General features: G+C 38.7%; 16 protein-coding genes. 1 reads left to right on the top strand and 15 read right to left on the bottom strand.

Translation table 11 applies throughout. The annotated features are described in order from the left end of the window. Nucleotides 1-10: 10 nt before the first annotated feature. The 15 genes from OMU_RS01165 to OMU_RS01095 form a co-directional block, all read right to left on the bottom strand. On the bottom strand, nt 11-1438 hold the full coding sequence (locus OMU_RS01165; protein ID WP_016178140.1) for a DHA2 family efflux MFS transporter permease subunit: 1428 nt from the start codon (nt 1436-1438) through the stop codon (nt 11-13). Nucleotides 1439-1539: 101 nt separating this feature from the next. Beyond that, the gene (locus tag OMU_RS01160; RefSeq protein WP_016178139.1) at nt 1540-1851 is read right to left on the bottom strand and encodes a PTS sugar transporter subunit IIB; all 312 of its coding nucleotides are present in this window, start codon (nt 1849-1851) and stop codon (nt 1540-1542) included. 18 nt (nt 1852-1869) lie between these two features. After that, nucleotides 1870-3216 carry a PTS sugar transporter subunit IIC gene (locus tag OMU_RS01155; RefSeq protein ID WP_016178138.1) on the bottom strand — a complete coding sequence of 449 codons (1347 nt, stop codon included), beginning with the start codon at nt 3214-3216 and terminating at the stop codon, nt 1870-1872. A gap of 29 nt (nt 3217-3245) precedes the next feature. Next, complete coding sequence (locus OMU_RS01150) at nt 3246-4103, bottom strand: Cof-type HAD-IIB family hydrolase (RefSeq protein ID WP_016178137.1); 858 nt, start codon at nt 4101-4103, stop codon at nt 3246-3248. An 11-nt stretch (nt 4104-4114) separates the two neighbouring features. After that, nucleotides 4115-5092, bottom strand: coding sequence for a sugar phosphate isomerase/epimerase family protein (locus OMU_RS01145; protein ID WP_233421608.1), 978 nt, complete (start codon nt 5090-5092; stop codon nt 4115-4117). A gap of 13 nt (nt 5093-5105) precedes the next feature. Next, nucleotides 5106-5498, bottom strand: a complete 393-nt coding sequence (locus OMU_RS01140; RefSeq protein ID WP_016178135.1) for a C-glycoside deglycosidase beta subunit domain-containing protein — start codon at nt 5496-5498, stop codon at nt 5106-5108. Between the two features lie 57 nt (nt 5499-5555). Continuing rightward, complete coding sequence (locus OMU_RS01135; RefSeq protein ID WP_016178134.1) at nt 5556-6659, bottom strand: Gfo/Idh/MocA family protein; 1104 nt, start codon at nt 6657-6659, stop codon at nt 5556-5558. A 28-nt stretch (nt 6660-6687) separates the two neighbouring features. Continuing rightward, entirely contained in the window at nt 6688-7770 is a 1083-nt protein-coding gene (locus tag OMU_RS01130; RefSeq protein ID WP_016178133.1) for a Gfo/Idh/MocA family protein, read from the bottom strand. Next, nucleotides 7767-8114 carry a nuclear transport factor 2 family protein gene (locus tag OMU_RS01125; protein WP_016178132.1) on the bottom strand — a complete coding sequence of 116 codons (348 nt, stop codon included), beginning with the start codon at nt 8112-8114 and terminating at the stop codon, nt 7767-7769. Before OMU_RS01125 ends, OMU_RS01130 begins: the two co-directional genes overlap by 4 nt. 11 nt (nt 8115-8125) lie before the next feature. Then, nucleotides 8126-9112: a sugar phosphate isomerase/epimerase family protein gene (locus tag OMU_RS01120; RefSeq protein WP_016178131.1), complete on the bottom strand. Its 987-nt coding sequence runs from the start codon at nt 9110-9112 to the stop codon at nt 8126-8128. Between the two features lies 1 nt (nt 9113). Further along, nucleotides 9114-9545, bottom strand: a complete 432-nt coding sequence (locus OMU_RS01115) for a C-glycoside deglycosidase beta subunit domain-containing protein (protein ID WP_016178130.1) — start codon at nt 9543-9545, stop codon at nt 9114-9116. 18 nt (nt 9546-9563) lie between these two features. After that, a complete protein-coding gene (locus tag OMU_RS01110; protein ID WP_016178129.1) occupies nt 9564-10478 on the bottom strand; it encodes a sugar phosphate isomerase/epimerase family protein in 915 nt (304 codons plus the stop codon). 163 nt (nt 10479-10641) lie between these two features. After that, nucleotides 10642-12951 carry a GH39 family glycosyl hydrolase gene (locus OMU_RS01105; RefSeq protein ID WP_016178128.1) on the bottom strand — a complete coding sequence of 770 codons (2310 nt, stop codon included), beginning with the start codon at nt 12949-12951 and terminating at the stop codon, nt 10642-10644. A gap of 215 nt (nt 12952-13166) precedes the next feature. Beyond that, a complete protein-coding gene (locus OMU_RS01100) occupies nt 13167-14390 on the bottom strand; it encodes an MFS transporter (protein ID WP_016178127.1) in 1224 nt (407 codons plus the stop codon). A gap of 136 nt (nt 14391-14526) precedes the next feature. Next, on the bottom strand, nt 14527-16920 hold the full coding sequence (locus tag OMU_RS01095; RefSeq protein WP_016178126.1) for a glycoside hydrolase family 2 TIM barrel-domain containing protein: 2394 nt from the start codon (nt 16918-16920) through the stop codon (nt 14527-14529). 116 nt (nt 16921-17036) lie between these two features. Between OMU_RS01095 and OMU_RS01090 the strand changes: the two genes are divergently transcribed. After that, entirely contained in the window at nt 17037-17999 is a 963-nt protein-coding gene (locus tag OMU_RS01090; RefSeq protein WP_016178125.1) for a helix-turn-helix domain-containing protein, read from the top strand. Nucleotides 18000-18094: the final 95 nt, after the last annotated feature.

The raw sequence follows: 18094 nt of genomic DNA, 5'->3' as shown, positions 1-18094 counted from the left end.
TATATCTTTTTTATGAATCAATTTCGTTACTGATTTTGTAATCAGCTTCTGTCTTCCGGTTGAACAAAAACAACCGTGTGATCAAGACCATTTCGACTAAAAATAGAGCCAACAAGAAAATGAACCCGGATTTCGATCCATTTATTACTGCTCGGACAATATCATCAGAATATTGAGATTGACTTTTTGAGATAATCGCAGCAATAATCGAAGTTCCTGCGGCTCCGGCAAATTGTTGAAACGTCATAATGATGGCATTGCCATTTGCTTGATAATCATCACTTAACTGTCTCAGCCCATTTGTCATCAGATTGCCAAATGAAAAGCCAATTCCGATCGTAAAAAGAAAATAAAGTCCGCCGATTGCCAAATTACTCAGCGAGTCACAAAGAACTGTAAAGAGTATCAAAGACAAAGTAATAATGATACATCCAAATAAAATTGGTTTTTTTGGCCCGAATCTGTCTAAAAGGCGTCCGCCTAAAGGGGTGAATAATGAACCTAGGATCGCTCCTGGAAAAACAACAAAGCCGGAAACCTGTGCACTACTTCCATTTACCACTTGTATATAATTAGGCAAAATAAAGACTAAGCCCATCAATACTAATTGCATAATGAAAAAACAGATGACATGCATAGAATAAGACAGATTATTAAGTAAACTAAAATCCAAAATCGGATTCGTAATTTTTCTCGAGCGTATAATTAAACCAGTTAAGCCGCAAATACTCATAATGAAGGCTCCGATAACTTGAATAGTTAAGAAGCTGTAATTTCCCATATTGCTAAAACCGAGAATTGAACCGATAAAGAAGACTGCAATCGCGATCAAACTGAAAAAATCAAAAGAAGATCGTCTGACTTCGCTTTTTTGTTCGATTGTCATTATTCCTACAATAAGAGTGAGAATCATAACGGGAATGATCAGGATAAAAATAAATCGCCAACCTAGTCCTGTAACGACTAAACCGCCAAACGTAGGGCCAATCGCTGGTGCAATTGCTGGAATCATCGTGCCTACGCCCATCATCGTGCCCATTCTTGAAGCTGGAACTTGCTCCAAAATAATATTGAACATTAATGGTAAGCCGATTCCTGTACCAATTCCTTGCAGCACACGTCCGATCAGCAATACTGAGAAAGTTGGTGCTGCCGCATCAATGATTATCCCAACCGTAAAAAAGCAAAGGGCCATTAAAAATAAAGTTCTATTTTTGAAGGAGCGCTTCAAAAATCCAGATAAGGGAATGACGATAGCAAGAACTAATAAGTAAATAGTAATCATCCATTGAACTGTCGCAGTATTTACGTTGAACTCTCGACTTAATGTTGGAAACGACACATTCATTGCAGTTTCTACCAAAACCCCGCAAAAGGATAAAATTCCTGTAGAGATGACAGCACCAACGACTTTTGCTGTTAATTTCTGTTGTTTCATTTTTTTCTCCATTTCTAAAAATCAGTAAAACATCTATTTGAAAGATAGCTTACTAAAAAATACATTTATAAAAACGACGACTGATCCAGTCGCCGCTTTACTTAATTTTCCACTAATGAAATTGCCTGCTGCAGCACTTTCACACCGTTCATTGTTCCATAAGCCGACATATCAATAATGGAAACAGGAATTTTCCCCTCAACCATTTCTTTCACCTGCTTTTCCTTGAAACGGACTTGAGGACCTAATAAAACCACATCTTTGTCTGCTAGATGATTTTTCAGATCATCTACAGGTCGCGCATCCACGGTTGCTTCGATTGCTTGCTCAGCACCGGCCTTTTCAATTTTTTCAATTAGAAGACTTGTACTCATTCCAGCATTACAAACTAACAGAATATTGATTTTCTTCATTATTCGTTCTCCTTTACACTATTCTACAATCGAAGTTTGGTTCTCGATATCGATTTCTTCTACATGCTCTTCTTTGGCTTGAAGCGTTTCTTGTTCGCGTTTATATTCAAGATTGTCAGCCATTTTGAAGAATGGGAAATAAATACCTGTGGCTACAACGACACACAGAAGTTGCGCCAGCATCATACGCCAACCACCTGCAATAATTGCGTTAACAAAAGTCGGTGTTCCCGTTGGTAGCTGCGCGCCAATCATGCGTGGAACAAATCCAGTTGTAATCGCTAAATAACCTATTAATCCTGTAACCAAAGGTGTCACAACTGTTGGAATCAAGAAAGTTGGATTCAAACAAATCGGCGTTCCAAAAGTAATTGGCTCATTGATTCCAAAAAAGGTCGGTACACTTGTAATTCGACCAATATTCTTGTACTGATCGCTCTTAGCGAAAAAGATAAAGCAGATAGCGAGTCCTAAGACGCAGCCGCCCCCACCAATTTCTAAAAAGACAGAAGTAAAACCAAAATCAACCAAATTAGGCGGTGTTGTTCCCGCTGCTGCGGCATTCATATTCTCAATCGTCATTGTCTGAAGGATTGGTGCATACACTCCGAAAATGATCGCCTTGCCGTGGATACCGAACCACCAGAATAAACCGATCAAGGCATATGCCAGCATGACTCCTCCAACAGAACCGCCGATTTGTTGGATCGGTACCTGGAGAACACTATAAACTAAATTATGAACGCTACCAAAACTAGTGAAGGTAAAGCCCCATGAAATCAATGACATAATAAAAGTAATAACAAAAAATGGAATAATAGAACTAAAAGATTTTTCTACAAAGCTAGGAACACTGTCCGGCATATGAATAGTGATATTATTTTTAATAAACCAACTATAAATTTTCGCTACTAGCAGCCCAACAATAATCCCAACAAACATTCCCTTGGAACCAATATAATCGAAACTAATAAAATCAACGGGACGAACAGTATCATGAACCTGCTGCTCAATTGTCGAAAGCGGAGTCAACAATAGGAATGAGATGATTCCTAATACTCCTGGAAACATGCCCTCAATATCGTAGGATTTCGCCAAATTGTAAGCAATAAAGTAAACGACGATTAACCCCATGATATTGCTTGTGAATACTCCCGGTAGTAACAACAATGTCTTCAATCCATTACCTTCAATGAAGCTTTGATACCCAGCAAAGGGTAAATTAGCGATTAGTGTGCACATTGCGCCAGTGATACTTGCAGGGATTGTCATAACCATCCCTTTACTTACTGCTTTCAAATAGCGATTATCAGAAACCTTTTCAGCTGCCAACTGTAATTTCCCAAGGTTGTCGATAAAACTCATAATCAAGTCTCCTTTTCATTTAGTTTGTCCTATACAAAGCGTGCGATTGCCTTCCCAACACCATTTGCGTCATTCGTGTCTGTCATATATTTCGCTTGTGCCTTTACTGCTTCAATCGCGTTCCCCATTGCAACTGTATAGCCAAACGAATCACTCAACATTCCCAAATCATTGTAGCTATCTCCGATTGTCATCACTTCATCCAAATTGATTCCCTTACTAGTGGCATACTGCATAATTGCTTTTCCCTTGTCAGCTAGTGGATTAGTAATCTCCAGATTAATATCAAAAGAACCGGTAGCATTCACTGGATATTTTTTTTCCAGCTTCATCCGCAGGTCTGCAATGAGTTCTCTCTTCGTTGAAAAACTGATGATTTTTCCAACCTTGTAGTTTTTCTCAATTAAATCATCTACTGATTCAATACGTTTTATTTCTTTGTATAGGAAATGATCCTCTGCACTTGCATAAGCTTCTTCATAGGAAATCTCAGGATGAAAATTAATGATTTTTGTCGCTACTGCATCTTTACATATTTCTTCATCACTTAAGGAAAAAGAGCCGCCTGTTGTGTATAATTCGACAAATAATCCATTACTCATCAATTCTTCAACAATCTGTTTTACGACGAAATTATCAAGATACAAGCTCTGAACGATTTCTCCTTGAGCATTTCGCAACTCGCTACCGTTCATCACCAGGTAGTTGCACTCAATTCCTGCCTCTGCTACTTGCGAATGCGCATCCTCGTAGGACCTTCCTGTAGTGATGATGAACTCGATCCCTTTATTCTGAGCCATTTTGATTGCTTTAGAATTAGCTTCAGAAATAGCGTGATCGTTGCTGACCAGTGTGCCATCCATATCAGATGCGATCAGTTTAATCATCTTCTCACCTGCTATCCGATCACATTCTTTAATAATGCTTGATGTCTTTTGACCTGTTCGATACTGTCCACTTCCATGTAATCCTGAATGTGACGATTGCCTTCATACTCGCTGCAGATATAGCCGTTATACCCGGCATTTTTCAATGTAGTAATTACGTCATGGTAAGGAATGCTAGTTTCTTGAAGGTCCTCTGTAATATCGTAGAATTTTCCGTGAATGTGAGAAATATATGGCATATTGTTCACTAGAATTTCTGGGTCTGTATATACAAAGTGTCGGCAGAACTCTGCGAAGGCTTTGTCAGCTTCCGTCGCATTTTTCATTTTTGATACGCTTTCAAAAGTTTCATCGCGATGAATACCTTTTTCATAGTTATCGCTCACTAATTTGATAATTTCTGGTGTCCCGCCTTTACGAATATAAGCATCTTGGAAAATCGATCCGATCCGTTTCGTGAAGATGCCAAAGTCCGGCATAATGCTGAACCATTTCGTTCCGCTTTCCTTAATGTAATCCAAGCGTTCTTCAAACCAAGGAGTGCCAAAGGTAAAGGGTGCGTGAACCTCTAAGGCAATCTTGACATTGGCTTCCTCTGCATAAGGCAAGCTTTGTTTTACCACTTCTAAAGGAGTTGATACTAAGGTTCTTAGTATTTTACAGCCTAAACGATTCGCAATTTTTAAGTCTCTCTTCATCATGTCAACATTTTCCGAAGTCGTCAACATCCGATTGGCAAATAATTTATTATCTAAAAAAGCATCATAGGCGACCGGCTCTACTCCGTACTTTTCAAGCCATTCGTGCCATTGTTTGACAAAATCATCAGAAATATTCGGGAAAGTCGGCAGCATTTGTTCTGGCAAAAATTCAATTCCTGTAGCACCTGTTTTTGCGGCTTCCCGGATACAATCCTCAAGGGTCATTTTGCCGGTATAAAACTCATCTTGGTAACTGTAAAGTGATACTCCGCGTTTGATTGTACTCATCATTTCATCTCCTCTATGCTTCTAGCACCAATACTTTTTCATCATCGCCGGTATTATTAAATGGTAAGTAAGAAATCCTCAAACTTACAAAGGCATGTACCTTGTGCTCGCCCTCCGATAAACCACCGGGCTTTTTCACAAAAACAGTGATCGTCTCAATCATTTCCCAACGATGATTGATGACCGTCGGCAATTCTTCAAATGTAAAGGTTTCACCTTTTACTGTAATCAGCATATCTTCGTTAGCGACTTTTTCATCATCAACTGTTAGATCCAAAACTTCCACACAACTCATGGGAATCCCTCGGTAATAAGGAACTCTTAATTGAACCTCGTACCCGGTGATTTGATTATTCTCGCGCACGTTTCGAAACCCTTCAGGATTCACTAAATATTTTTCAAACATTCTTTTGCCTCCTTTATAAGTCCTGCCGTAAATTGGTCTTACAGCAGGACATTTGATTTATAGTTTTACTTCGTTGCCTGTTTCAGCAGCTTTATAGATGGCATCTAAAATCTGCGTTACTTTAAATGCTTGTTCCGGTTTTACCAATGGTTCAGTATCATTGATGACCGCCTCCAACCATTGTTTGGCTTCGATTTTTTCTGGATCAGAGTCGCCGCCTTCAAAGAATGCGATGTTGCCGGCAGTACTGATATTTTCTTCCGTCAACAAGCCATTTTTCGAACGATTGTAGGTCAATTGATTAACTGGATAACTCATACCCGCGTCGATTTGTGCACCGGCTTTGGTTCCGCATAAGGTTGTTGCCGCTTCCTTTGATTCCAAGACATTTAATGCCCAAGAGGCTTCTAGGAAAATTGTCGAACCGTCCTTCATCTTAATGAACCCAAAAGCCGAATCTTCTACTTCAAAGCTTTCAGTATCCCAAGGTCCAAACAAGTTCCCTGCCTCTGCGCCAGGAAGGTTTCCTAATTTATTGAAGACAGAACCAGTTACCGATTCAACCTCATAGTTGTCCATCATCCACAAGGTAATATCTAGCGCATGAGTCCCGATATCAATTAATGGACCACCGCCCTGCTGTGACTTATCTGGGAAAACACCCCAAGTAGGAACTGCTTTTCGTCTGATCGCATGGGCTTTGGCAAAATAGATTTCTCCTAGTTCGCCATTTGCACAGGCTTCGTGAAGGGCTGTAACTTCACTTCTAAAACGATTTTGATAGCCGATGGTAAATTTCTTGCCGGATTTTTTCCAGGCATCCATCATTAATTGTGCGGCTTCTGGTGTATGAGCCATTGGTTTTTCACAAAGCACGTGCTTACCAGCTTCAAAAGCTGCTACAGTAATAGGACTGTGACTGACATTTGGGGTACAAACATGTACGATATCGATTGATCCGTCTTTCAACAGCTCATTGTAATCTTCATAATATTTTGCATCAGCAGAGCCGAACTCTTCCGCCGCTTTTTTTGCCCGATCTATCTTAGTGTCACAAAATGCGACAATCTCGCATTTATCACTTTGACTTTTTAGTGCTGGAAAATGTTTATTGTTCGCAATCCCACCGCACCCGATAATTCCGATTCTTACTTTTTTCATGTCTGTTCTTCCTCTCCATTTCTTTCTATTAGTTACTTGAATAATCAATATCCAAGTTGACACTTTGGTGATATCTCGCTGAAATACGGATGGCATCTAAGACCTTCATCAAGTCGAAAATTTGCTCCGGCTGAACCACTAATTCCGCTTTTCCTTGAACATATTGATAGTAGTTATCGAAAAACATTTGATGGTTGACAGAAACCTCAGGTAATTCTTCCTTCAAAATTCTGCCTTCTGGAGCCGGTCCAAAACTGCGCGTCGGTCCGGCATGAGTCATTGTGATCTGCCCTGGCACATTGCTCAACAAGGCCGATGTTCTGGTGATTTCGCCTTTAGGATTGAAACCGTCTATTTTGGCACTTCCTTGATTGCCACCAATAAACCAATGACGCTCAAACCAGTTTTCTGAACTATTTAAAAAATACGTTCCTAATTCAATCTGAGCGTTTACACCATTTTCAAAATACAGCTGGATGTTAAAATAATCATCCACCTGCTCGTTAATGACGTTACGCACATTGGCATAAACAGTTTTTAATGGTGAGGATACCATCCACAGAATCTGGTCAATCAAATGAACACCCCAGTCATAAAGCATTCCACCGCCAAATTCCGGATAAATATGCCAATCATGCATATTTCCATTAAAGCCGTAAAGAGAGCTTTTGATGGTATACATCTCTCCTATCAGTTTTTGATCATAGACTTCCTTGGCTACACGATAGTCGTGATCCCAACGACGTTGATGATGGACGGTAAAACGAACCTGTTCTTTTTCTACGATTTCTAACATCTGCTCTACTTCAGCGGCGTTCATAGCAAGAGGCTTCTCACAGATAATATCCTTCTTTGCTTCGGCTGCTTTAGTTACCATTTCCAAATGAAGTTGATTTGGAACCGCGATAATAACCGTATCAATCGAAGTATCTGCTAATAGCTCCTCGGCTATTAGGTATGTGCTGACCCCTTGCGGAGCGTATTTCAATTGCGCTTCATTCACATCACAAACTGCTGCTAACTGCGCATAATCAAGTTTCTTGATGGTTTCTGCATGGGTCTGACCCATAAAGCCGAACCCAAGAATTCCAATAGTTAATTTCTTGCTCATCCTAGTTTCCTCCTATCAAAATAATCCCAATGCTCTACAAATTGTTCATCCTTTATCCGATACAAATCAACAACATGAGCCTTTGTTTCTTCTTTGCTATCAATGCTTCGTGAAAAGACTACTGCGTATTCTTCATCTAGAACGACGCGATCAACAGCTAATCGAAAATACTCATCCGAAGAGAATTTTGCAGAAAAGGCCTTCACCAATCCGTTTCTCCCCTGCTCAACGCCAGGATTGTGTTGACAATAATCAACTGCGATTAATTGATTTGCTCTTTCTAACTGCTGCTGATTAAAAAATCCCTCATAGAAATCAACTATCTGTTGTTTGGTAATAGCCATTGTTTTCCCTTCTATTCTTTCCCTAGTAGCTGCTTAGTCATTTGGAGCTGTCTTCGAGTAAATTCTGTACCGCCGCAATACAATTCATCTTCATATTCACTAATTAAGTAACCATCGAAATCTGAATTTTTAATAATTGATAATATTTCCGCATATGGAATACTAGGCTCCACTAGATCCTCATCTAAATAATGGAACTTCCCATGAAATTCGAAGCAATAAGGCAGAATCGTTTTCAATTCTTCCAACATTTTCGGCAACTCATCTTTTGATTTAAATTGAACAAAGCCATACATTCCTTGCAAAGTAGCATTGATCGCTGGATGAGCACCTAAGCTCAATAATTCTTCACGTGCTTTTTCCAATGGAACTCCTTGTCTGCGCAAATTCGCCGCCAATTCTAAATGACTTTCCTCTACTCCTGCCTTTAAAGCTTTCATCCAATGGGGTTTATTCGGAGCAATTGCGAAACAGCCAAAATCGGGAATAAATCCAAGATGTTTTGAACCAGTCTTTTTAATTACTTCCAGATAATCTTGCATCAACGGTGACGCGGGTGACTCTGGATTATGGATCTCAATGCCAACTTTGATATCGAAAAGTTCTGCATAGAATGCGAGTTTTTCAAATGCAGCCGGTGATAGCATATATTGAACACGCATAACCTTACAGCCCAATTTATGAGCTGCTTTTAAATCAATGACGGCGTCTGCCAGCATCTCATTGTCGGATAGATTTCGATCATGCATCATCCCTTTGTCGTTGTTAGCCCCATACCCAACAGGTCCAATCCCATATTTGGCTTTTAATCGCTGAATCAATCCTAGAAAATCATCACTGACGTTAGGATATGACGGAATCATTTGAGTACCGACAATCTCATATCCTTCAGCTCCAGCTAAGTATGCCTGCTTCACACACTCCTCAAAATCATACTGATACCGTGCATATTCCGTTCCGTAACAAAATAATGTTGCGCCTAATTTTAAGTTGCCCATCTTACTCTCCTCCAAAGCTGATTGTAACTTTCTCACCTGAATCCAACGGCATAAAGTCATGTTCCGGTCCGATCTGCATGTAAGGAATGCGAAGCAATAATTTCAACTCAACCTCATGCTCTCCGATTAAACCACCTGGCTTCAACACATGGACTTTTGCTAAATCAACTTGACTCCAAAATTCTGTGATCGCATGTTTCAATTTGTAAATCGGCAGCTCTTTTCCATGTAACTCAAAGGTCACTGATTCATCAGAAATTTTCTCGCCATCTACATAGACTTCAAGCAAGTCAATATCAGACAAATAATGGCCACGATAATAAGCCAGTTGAACCTCAAAGCTAAAACCGTTCTTTTTCCCATTGATGTAGATCTCTTTAATAGAATCTTTTTTAATTATTTGGTCGTTGAGCTTCATTCGCATTGCAAACATTTTCTTTTTCTCCTTCACCTAAATAACGTAATTTCTCAAATATCTGGTACTTAAACTCACTGATTTTTTTACGTCTTCGTATGTTTCTTCAAAAGATTTATCTTCTACTTCGATGCAGCTATATCCCCCAAACCCAATGTCGGTCAAAGCAGAAACGTATTTACTCCAATCAACATCTCCTAGACCTGGAAGTTTAGGCGACATATATTGCAAAGGTGTAGCCATTACTCCTACGTCCTTCAGCTTTTCTGGATACAACTTGATGTCCTTATAATGAACATGAAAAATTTTGTCTTTAAATTCGTAAAGTGGACTGATGTAATCAATCTGCTGCCAGACAAAATGAGAAGGATCATAATTCAACCCTAGCGCTTTACTGTCTAAGCGTTTGAAAACTTCTCGCCAAACAGCAGGAGTAGTCATTAGATTTTGACCGCCGGGCCATTCATCATCGGTAAATAGCATGGGACAATTTTCAATCCCAATCCTTACACCAGCTTCTTCCGCATAGGCTAAAATCGGTTTCCAGACAATTTCCATCTCCTCGAGATTTTCTGAAAGAGATTTTGTCTGCATCCGTCCAATAAAAGTGGTTACTAGATTCACCTTCAATAATTTGGCAGCATCAATCAGCCGATACAAATGCTTAATAGCTTTTTCTCTTTTTTCCAAATCCTCATCTAATGGATTCGGATAATACGCCAGTGCGGAAATCTCAATTTGTTTGCTCGCTGCATAGGAAAGAATTTCTTGCGCACTTTCTTGGTTTAGATTGTTTACATCAATATGGGAAACTCCCGCATATCTGCGAGCCGCTTTTTCCTTTGGCCAACATGCCACTTCCACGCAATCTAACCCGTTATCTGCGACGATATCGATCATTTCTTTAAAATCGCTTTGATCCAAAATTGCACTAACAATTCCTAGTTTCATGATTCCACCTCTATTTCTTTTATCTACACTTGCAGTATAAAGCGCTTTCTGAAAATAAAACTTCAAATATTTGTGAACTTCTCTGTCTCTTTTTGCTGTTTAGAAATTACCAAACAAAAAAAGACAAAAATGATAAGTTCATTTTTGTCTTCCGATAGAATTATTACTGCCTTTTTTTAATGTTTATCACATAGAATTCGTTTGTTGTCAGCTTCTTCTTGATCTTAAGCTGATGATTGGAGACATGGATTTCCTCCAAATTTTGGAGCGGTGTATTCCGTTTATTTAAATAAACTAAATCTGAATCACGAAGATGCTTTGTGAAAAAGAACTTTTTCCATTCGTTAAAGAGATCGCCATAGCCCTCCAAACAAGAAAATACTCTCAACTCGTAATCACCGTTAGAAATTCCAGAAAGAATCAGTTGTTCTTCAGAGTCATGCTCTTCAAAAAAATTATCCACCTCTACTAATTTTAAATGTGCTTCATCTTTTAAAAAATAAAGACTATTCGGATGTACATACTGATGACCCAAGATAAAAAATTCATCATTCGTTGAAAAAGCAACGAGGTGCCGCTCATCTTTAAAGAGCATGTCCAATCCTTTTAATTGATTAAAAAACTTCATCGCATGCATGGCCGGCTTCGACAAACCGTTTTTGTTGATCAGCCCATTTCCCCCACTCAAAAATGCGTGATGCTTCGGGCCTTTTTGCGAAAGATCCGTTCCTAACCAATATCCTAATCCATCTACTTGGTCAAAAAGATCCTTCAAACTTTTTATAATAAACGCTCCTTTGTACAACGTGTCATTTAGGAGATTGCTTCGCGAAACTGTATTACTCCATTCAGAAATGTATAAAGGCTTTGAAATACCGATTTTTTTTATATTTTTTAATTGATTTATTAAAAAATGCGCGTCAGTCACACGTTGAAAATTTCGCTTTTCTCGAACTAATCGATCAGAATAAGGAAACAGAACAAAGGAATAGAAATCAAACTTACATTCAGCAAGTTCGTTGTGAAAAAAGGATGCCAGATCCATTTCATTTGTAACCACAAAGTTCCCACCACCAACTGAAATATTGGGAATCATTCGCTTCAAGATCGCATAAGTAGATTTGTAAAAAGTGATGTATCTAGTAACCAGCTCAGAATCTTTTAGATCATTTGCGACAAGCTCGATCTTCCACTGCTCCACATTTTGTTTTCCGTACCGATTTAAAATATGGCGACAAAAGCCTTCAATAATTTTTTCCCAATCCTCTATGGAATAATGACTTTCCTTAAATTTACCAATCAGCTTATTCACACTAATCCATGGAAGCACACCTATCTCCAACAGAAAATCAAGAATTTCATCTATTGCTTCGTATTCCATCAAAGAGTCCTCGAGAATTCCTTTCGTAAAGACTCCCCAAATCCTGCCATACTTAAAATCAAGGTTTTCTTGCAAATAGGTAAGATGCTGCCTGAGATTATTGTTCAAAACAATCTCAGCTTCTCCGACATTTAATATTGCATTCCAAGTTTCCTTGATTGGGATCACTTCTTTTTTACTTACATCTATTTGAAGAGAAGTCCTTTTTGATACCTCTTGTTCCGATTGATTCTCCTTATATTTCGTAAAGGTAGCTTTCACGTGAGAAGTCGACTGGCTATTCCTTTCAGTTTTCTCCATACTATTTTGTTTTCGATACACTGATGGTGTCATAGCATAATTCTCTTTGAATTTTTTATTGAAACTATTCGTATTAAAGAAACCATTATCCACCGCGATTCTTGTAATCGTTTTGTCTGAAGTCAACAGATCACGGATTGCGTGGTTCATTCTTATCTCACTTAAATAGTCTTTAAAATTCATCCCTAAATTCTTTTTAAAAAATTTGGAAAAATAAGCCGTATCCATATGAACCAAATCCGCCATTTCTGACAATGTGATATTTTCATAATAGCGTTCTTTTATTTCTCTTGTAATGTCTCGGATTCGTTCATCCTGATTCCTCATTTGTGCACTCTGCTCAAGATAAAAACTGCTCAGTTCGTTTAATAGTTGATAGACTTTGCTTATCTGTAAAAAGTTCGTTTTAGCATTTTCAAATAAAAATAAATCAATAATCTCAATAATAATTTGCCGAAGTGGACTATAATTCATATTCGGATTCGCAACTGAATTGCAATTAAATCCAACATATTCAGCCTCGAGTGCCTGAGATAGTAAAAAATCAGAAATTGAAAAATGAAAAAGCAAGTCTTCATTTCCTGTTGTTTCGATAAAACAGCATTCATGCTTATTAACAACAAGAATATCGTCTCTTTTCATTATGTATGATTGGTCATCTATTCGAACCTCTGCCTTTCCTTTAAGCAAGAAAAACAGTTCAATTGTTCTCAAATCATTATTAAAAAAGTGCAAAGTAGTCACCAACTGAATATCACTTTGCGTATCCAGATAATTGATTATTTTTCCCATAACAACATCCCTCCTTATAGTCGTTTTTAAGAACAATAGCTTTATTGATAGCCCTTTCTTTTGATGGTACCACAAAAAGAGAGCCTATATTTTTTAAAAAATCTGTTTTGCGCTCTTTCTTGGATTTTGATCAGTATTTTAGACACTAAAAAAACAGACCTCTTCTTACGAATAAAGTCTGTTTATTCTTATACTTATTTTGAGAACAAATATTTTTAAGCTTCTTGCACCCCTTCATTTTGTACATTGCTTACTGTTGCCTCACCGGACTTTTTTTCGATGCGGTTTCCTAAGCGAGTAATCAATAATACGATAGCCATCAAGCCGCTGATGGCAATCCCAGCCAGATAAGAGTTTGCCCCTGCTGAAATCTTGGTTGCCGCAAGCAGCATCGGTGCTGCGAAACCGGCTAAAGAAGAAATCAGTGTATTCATCGCAATAGCGACCGGAAATTGTTGATGATTAGCTAAAATGGATAATTCAAATGGAATCGTCGCATTGACCATAACAATCCCCATTCCTGAGAACATATTTCCAGCAATATGCAACGCAGGATTATTGAAAAAGACGATACAAATATAAGATAAAGCGAAAGCCACAAAGCCCCAGGCCATCGTATCTGTTTTAGTAATTTTGCGGATATATTTCAATCCAAAAGCGGTACAAATTCCTCCGACATTTCCTAATGCTGTGACCATTGCCGTATACGCTGTACCGTTCCCTTTTGAAGCTAGCAGAATTGATTGATTTGCCATAAAGATCATTAAGCAAAGCGAAGTCACAAAAGTCACGATCAGCATCACATAAACATAGCCATTCAAGCTTTTTACCGTTTTACCAAAACTGATTGAACGTTGGTTAGAGACTTCCTCTTCAGATAATTTTCGATCTTTGGGCACTAAAACTAACACAACGACTAAAATAAGAATCGCTGCCCCATAAACCCAGAATAGATTTTGCCAATTCGTACTGCCTAACACACCGCCGATCGCAGTAAAGCCCATCATTCCTAAATTGTTAAAGCCTACCGCCCAACCCATGACCGCCGCACGCTCTTCACCATCAAAATGTTCTTGCAGTAAAACTGGTCCAACATTACTGATTAATCCTAACCCAAAACCTAGAGCGATCATACATGCTAAAATAATATTCAGACTGCTGTTATAAAAAACTGGCAGTAAACCGCTGATTGCTACGATAGCTACTGAAACGACCCCAATATTTTTTCTGGTCATTTTATAGGTTAACCAAGTAAAAAGTAACGTGGCTATCAGCTGACCAAGCTGAGGAATGGAACTAAGCATTTGTACCTTAGAAATAGGTTCTTGAGGGAATGATTTTGAAATTGCGGCAATTGCTGCACCCACAACCGAGCCTGACATCAACAAAAGATTCATACTTAAAATACCTAAGGCTAGAGATAATTTTTTCTTATTCATAATAATTGCGCTCCTTTATATTTTTTGTTTCCGCTTTCAAATGATAGTTAAAGTATAGGCTAGAAAAAGTACTACAGCCATATGCAAAATTCATGCGCTTTGTGGTCTTTTCATAGATACTTTTTCTGCCTTGACTTTATTTTTGAATGATCACTTTGATTTGAACACTTGCTTCACTTGTTCGAACGATAGCCAATGCTTTTCCTTGGAACAATCGAACATGATCTAGACTGTACGCAGCTTGATTCGTTGGATTTCCATTTGCTAATCCAACGATTTCTCCATTTTCGACAGAAATTGTTACCTGATTATTTGCCGTAGGAACAAATCGTTGATGATCATCGACTGCTTCTAGGGCAAAAAGACTGTATTCTTTTCCTTCAAAAATTCTTTTACTTCGAATCGCGTGAATCGTTGAACTGGTTTGATGCTTGGCTTCGGTAATGATTTGGTTTCCATCATAGGCTACAGCCTTTAATTCCCCAGCTTGATACGGAATTTCCCAATTAGCGATACAACCAATAATAATTTTCTTACCAAAACTTATTCCATTGACAAAAATCTCAACTTCATCGGCATTACTGAAGACACGAACAGCAATCATCCCATCCGTATTGATTTCGAGGCCTTCTTCATTCCAATGAGGCAGGATATGAAGTACAGGTTCTTTTTTCCAATTCGCTTGATAATAGTAATAATAATCCTTAGGAAAGCCGCACAAATCAGCGATACCGAATTGAGAAGAAATAGCTGGCCAACCAAAAGGAGAAGGTTCGCCATAGTAATCAAACGCTGTCCAAAGAAAAACTCCCCCCATATACTGGTGCTTAGTCAAATAATTTAAAACTTTTTCAGGTGTTGCGGTACCTCCTGCTCCGGGATCACCAGGTTGACGCTTTCCAGGTAAAATCATTGAAAATAACGAACCAAAATTGGAGCACTGACAATTTTCTTCATTATCTTTGTAAATTCCTCGTGTTGAAAAATAAGAGGCACTTTCCGTACTCATGATCGCAAGCTCTGGATACTGCTCTTTGATTTTAATCGCACCAGGTCCCATTGCATCCGCTTCTGGATAGTTTACTCCAAGCACGTCATAATTTGCTAGATAGCTTTCATTAACTATACCATCAGGATTTAGTAGTTCTGCTGAAACAACTAGACATTCATAGTTATTTTGTTTGATACACCGAACTAATTTATAAGCGATGCGGCTCCCGAGATTGGTATTCCCGATGACCTCCTCATTCGCTACTGACCAAAACGCAATCGAAGCATGCATCCTGCTTTTTCGAACCATTTTTTCCAAATCAGCAATTCGCCAAGGTGTGCTCTCTAACAACCGATTCTCATTCATTAAAAGAATGCCAAAACGATCGCAAGCCTCCATAAGTTCCTCAGAAGCATAATGATGAGCACTGCGCCAGGCATTGACACCCATTTCCTTCATCGTTTTAATTTTATAATCAACGATATCCTGATTCAGTGCTACACCTACTCCAGCAAAATCTTGATGCTCGCAAACACCTCGCAGTTCATACAAATTCCCATTTAAATAAAAACCTTGTGAATCATAAGCGAACGTTCGAATGCCAAAACTTTTACGGCACTCATCCGTTTCCATTTGAAAAACTGCTTCATACAAATGAGGATTTTCAGGTGACCAGGGTATTGGAGCAGGAAAAATAAATGTTTCTTTAAGAACACGCTTTTCAAAAGGCTGTAACGTTTGTTTTTCTAACGTGATCAGCTGTTCACTGATTCTGATTACTGGCGAGACCTCGACTATCTCCTGTGAGTAATTCTCGATACAAACCTCAGCTCCCATAACTGCTTGTGTTTCTTGAAGCTCCTGTGTATAGACGTAAGCATTTTCTCTATCAAAAGCAATCAATGGTACAAACTCTAACCAAACGTCACGATAAATTCCAGCGCCTTCATACCACCAGCCTTCTGCTCCTGTCGTTGTATCCACTCTTACCAGCAATACATTAGTTCCTTCATTGCCATATCTAGCCATCTCAGAGATATCATAAGAAAAACTTGTGTATCCACTAGTGTTCTGACCTAGATAGGCACCATTTAGCCAAACATCTGCTGAACGCATCACTCCATCGAAATGTAGAATAACGCGCTTTTGATTCATCAGCTCATCGTTTAAAGAAAATGTTTTCCGATAATAACCAACTCCATCTTCCTTTGATCCAGACATAAGTAATTCTGGAGCTTGTTTATAGGGTTGGCTGATTTTCCAGTCGTGGGGAATCGTAATAGTTTGCCATTCTTGATCCAATCCAGAATCAAAATCGGTTCCGGCTAAATTTTTTAATCCTTGAATCTCATCTCCTCTAGCAATCAGTTTTAAAAAATGCTCACCTCCTGCACCGTATGTTACAGATTCTCCAGCCTCTTCTATTAGCGGTGCGGTCAATCCACCTAAAGCGTGGGCTTTTTTAGCTGTTTTTTTAGGCATACCGATTTCTCCATAATGAAACAGCCATTGCTGATTTATTTTTTTCTTTTCTCGCATCTGCCTTTCCTCCTCTGATATCCATTATTCTAGTTCGTTTGTCTCTGTGATATAATGAAAAATACCGACTTCAAGAAACCGTTTACTACAATTTCCCGACCTTTCGGAGGTACTTTATGGCAAAAGATCCTTTTTCTGAGCTCCATTCTGGCGATGCCGACATTCCGCAAATCAGAACCCATTCACCAATCGCCATCTTCTATAAACAAAAAATCGGTGAAAAAATTCTTTATACCAAAGTGCAGGATGGTAAAATCATCGCCTTTGAAAATGAAGAATATCAAGCGTTGCATAAAAATCAAAACTTTGAATTAATGTATGTTTTAAAGGGAGAACTAACAAATTATATTGAGGAGAAGGAATACACTTTTCAAGCAGGAGAAGGCTGTCTATTGAATACACAGATTCTGCATCGGGAGATTCTTTCAGATGGCTGCAATGTCGTCTTTCTAAATTTATCGCCTGCGCTGCTTCAGGAATTACTGTCTATTGATTCTGGCGAAGGTCCGATCTTTCAATTTTTACAGCAAAATCTTCAATCTGATGCGCAGTGGAAACGCAGCTATATTGAGTTTACTCCCTGCTTGCCTTATCAAAGCGAAGGCTTTCATGTCATTATTGATTCTTTGCAGCTGGAGGTAGCTACCTCCAAAATCGGTCGTGCTTATTTTCAACGAGGATTGATTTTACGCCTGTTGGATGCATTGGAAAACACCAACCAATTTTCACTTCAGCGGATTGATCTGGATTTATCCAAAGAAGATTATCTTGTTAATCGCGTGATTCATCTGATTGAAAGCCGCTTTGGTAATATTTCTCGAAAAGAAATCGAAGCCACACTGCACTACAATCCTGAATACCTGAATCGACTCTTAAAACGGCAAACAAAAATGACTCTGGCCAATTATGCTCAAATGATTCGAACTCAGAAAGCTCAACAGCTATTAAATACGACTGATTTGACCATTCAGCTTATTGCAGAACGACTAGGCTTTTCTAGTGAGGCATATTTCTATCATTTCTTTAAAAAGCAAACTGGATGTTCACCCAATCAGTATCGACAAAAATTTAAGCTCTAAGAAAGGCTTCGCGAACTCGCTCAGCTTTTGAGCAATAAGACCAAAATATTTCTAAATTGCTTCTCAAATTTCGAAATATTTTTGCTTATTGCCGA

This window comes from Enterococcus avium ATCC 14025, assembly GCF_000406965.1.
Taxonomy (GTDB): Bacteria; Bacillota; Bacilli; order Lactobacillales; family Enterococcaceae; genus Enterococcus_A; species Enterococcus_A avium.
Note: the sequence above shows the minus strand (reverse complement) of the source record. Positions and strands in the feature narration are given on the sequence as shown.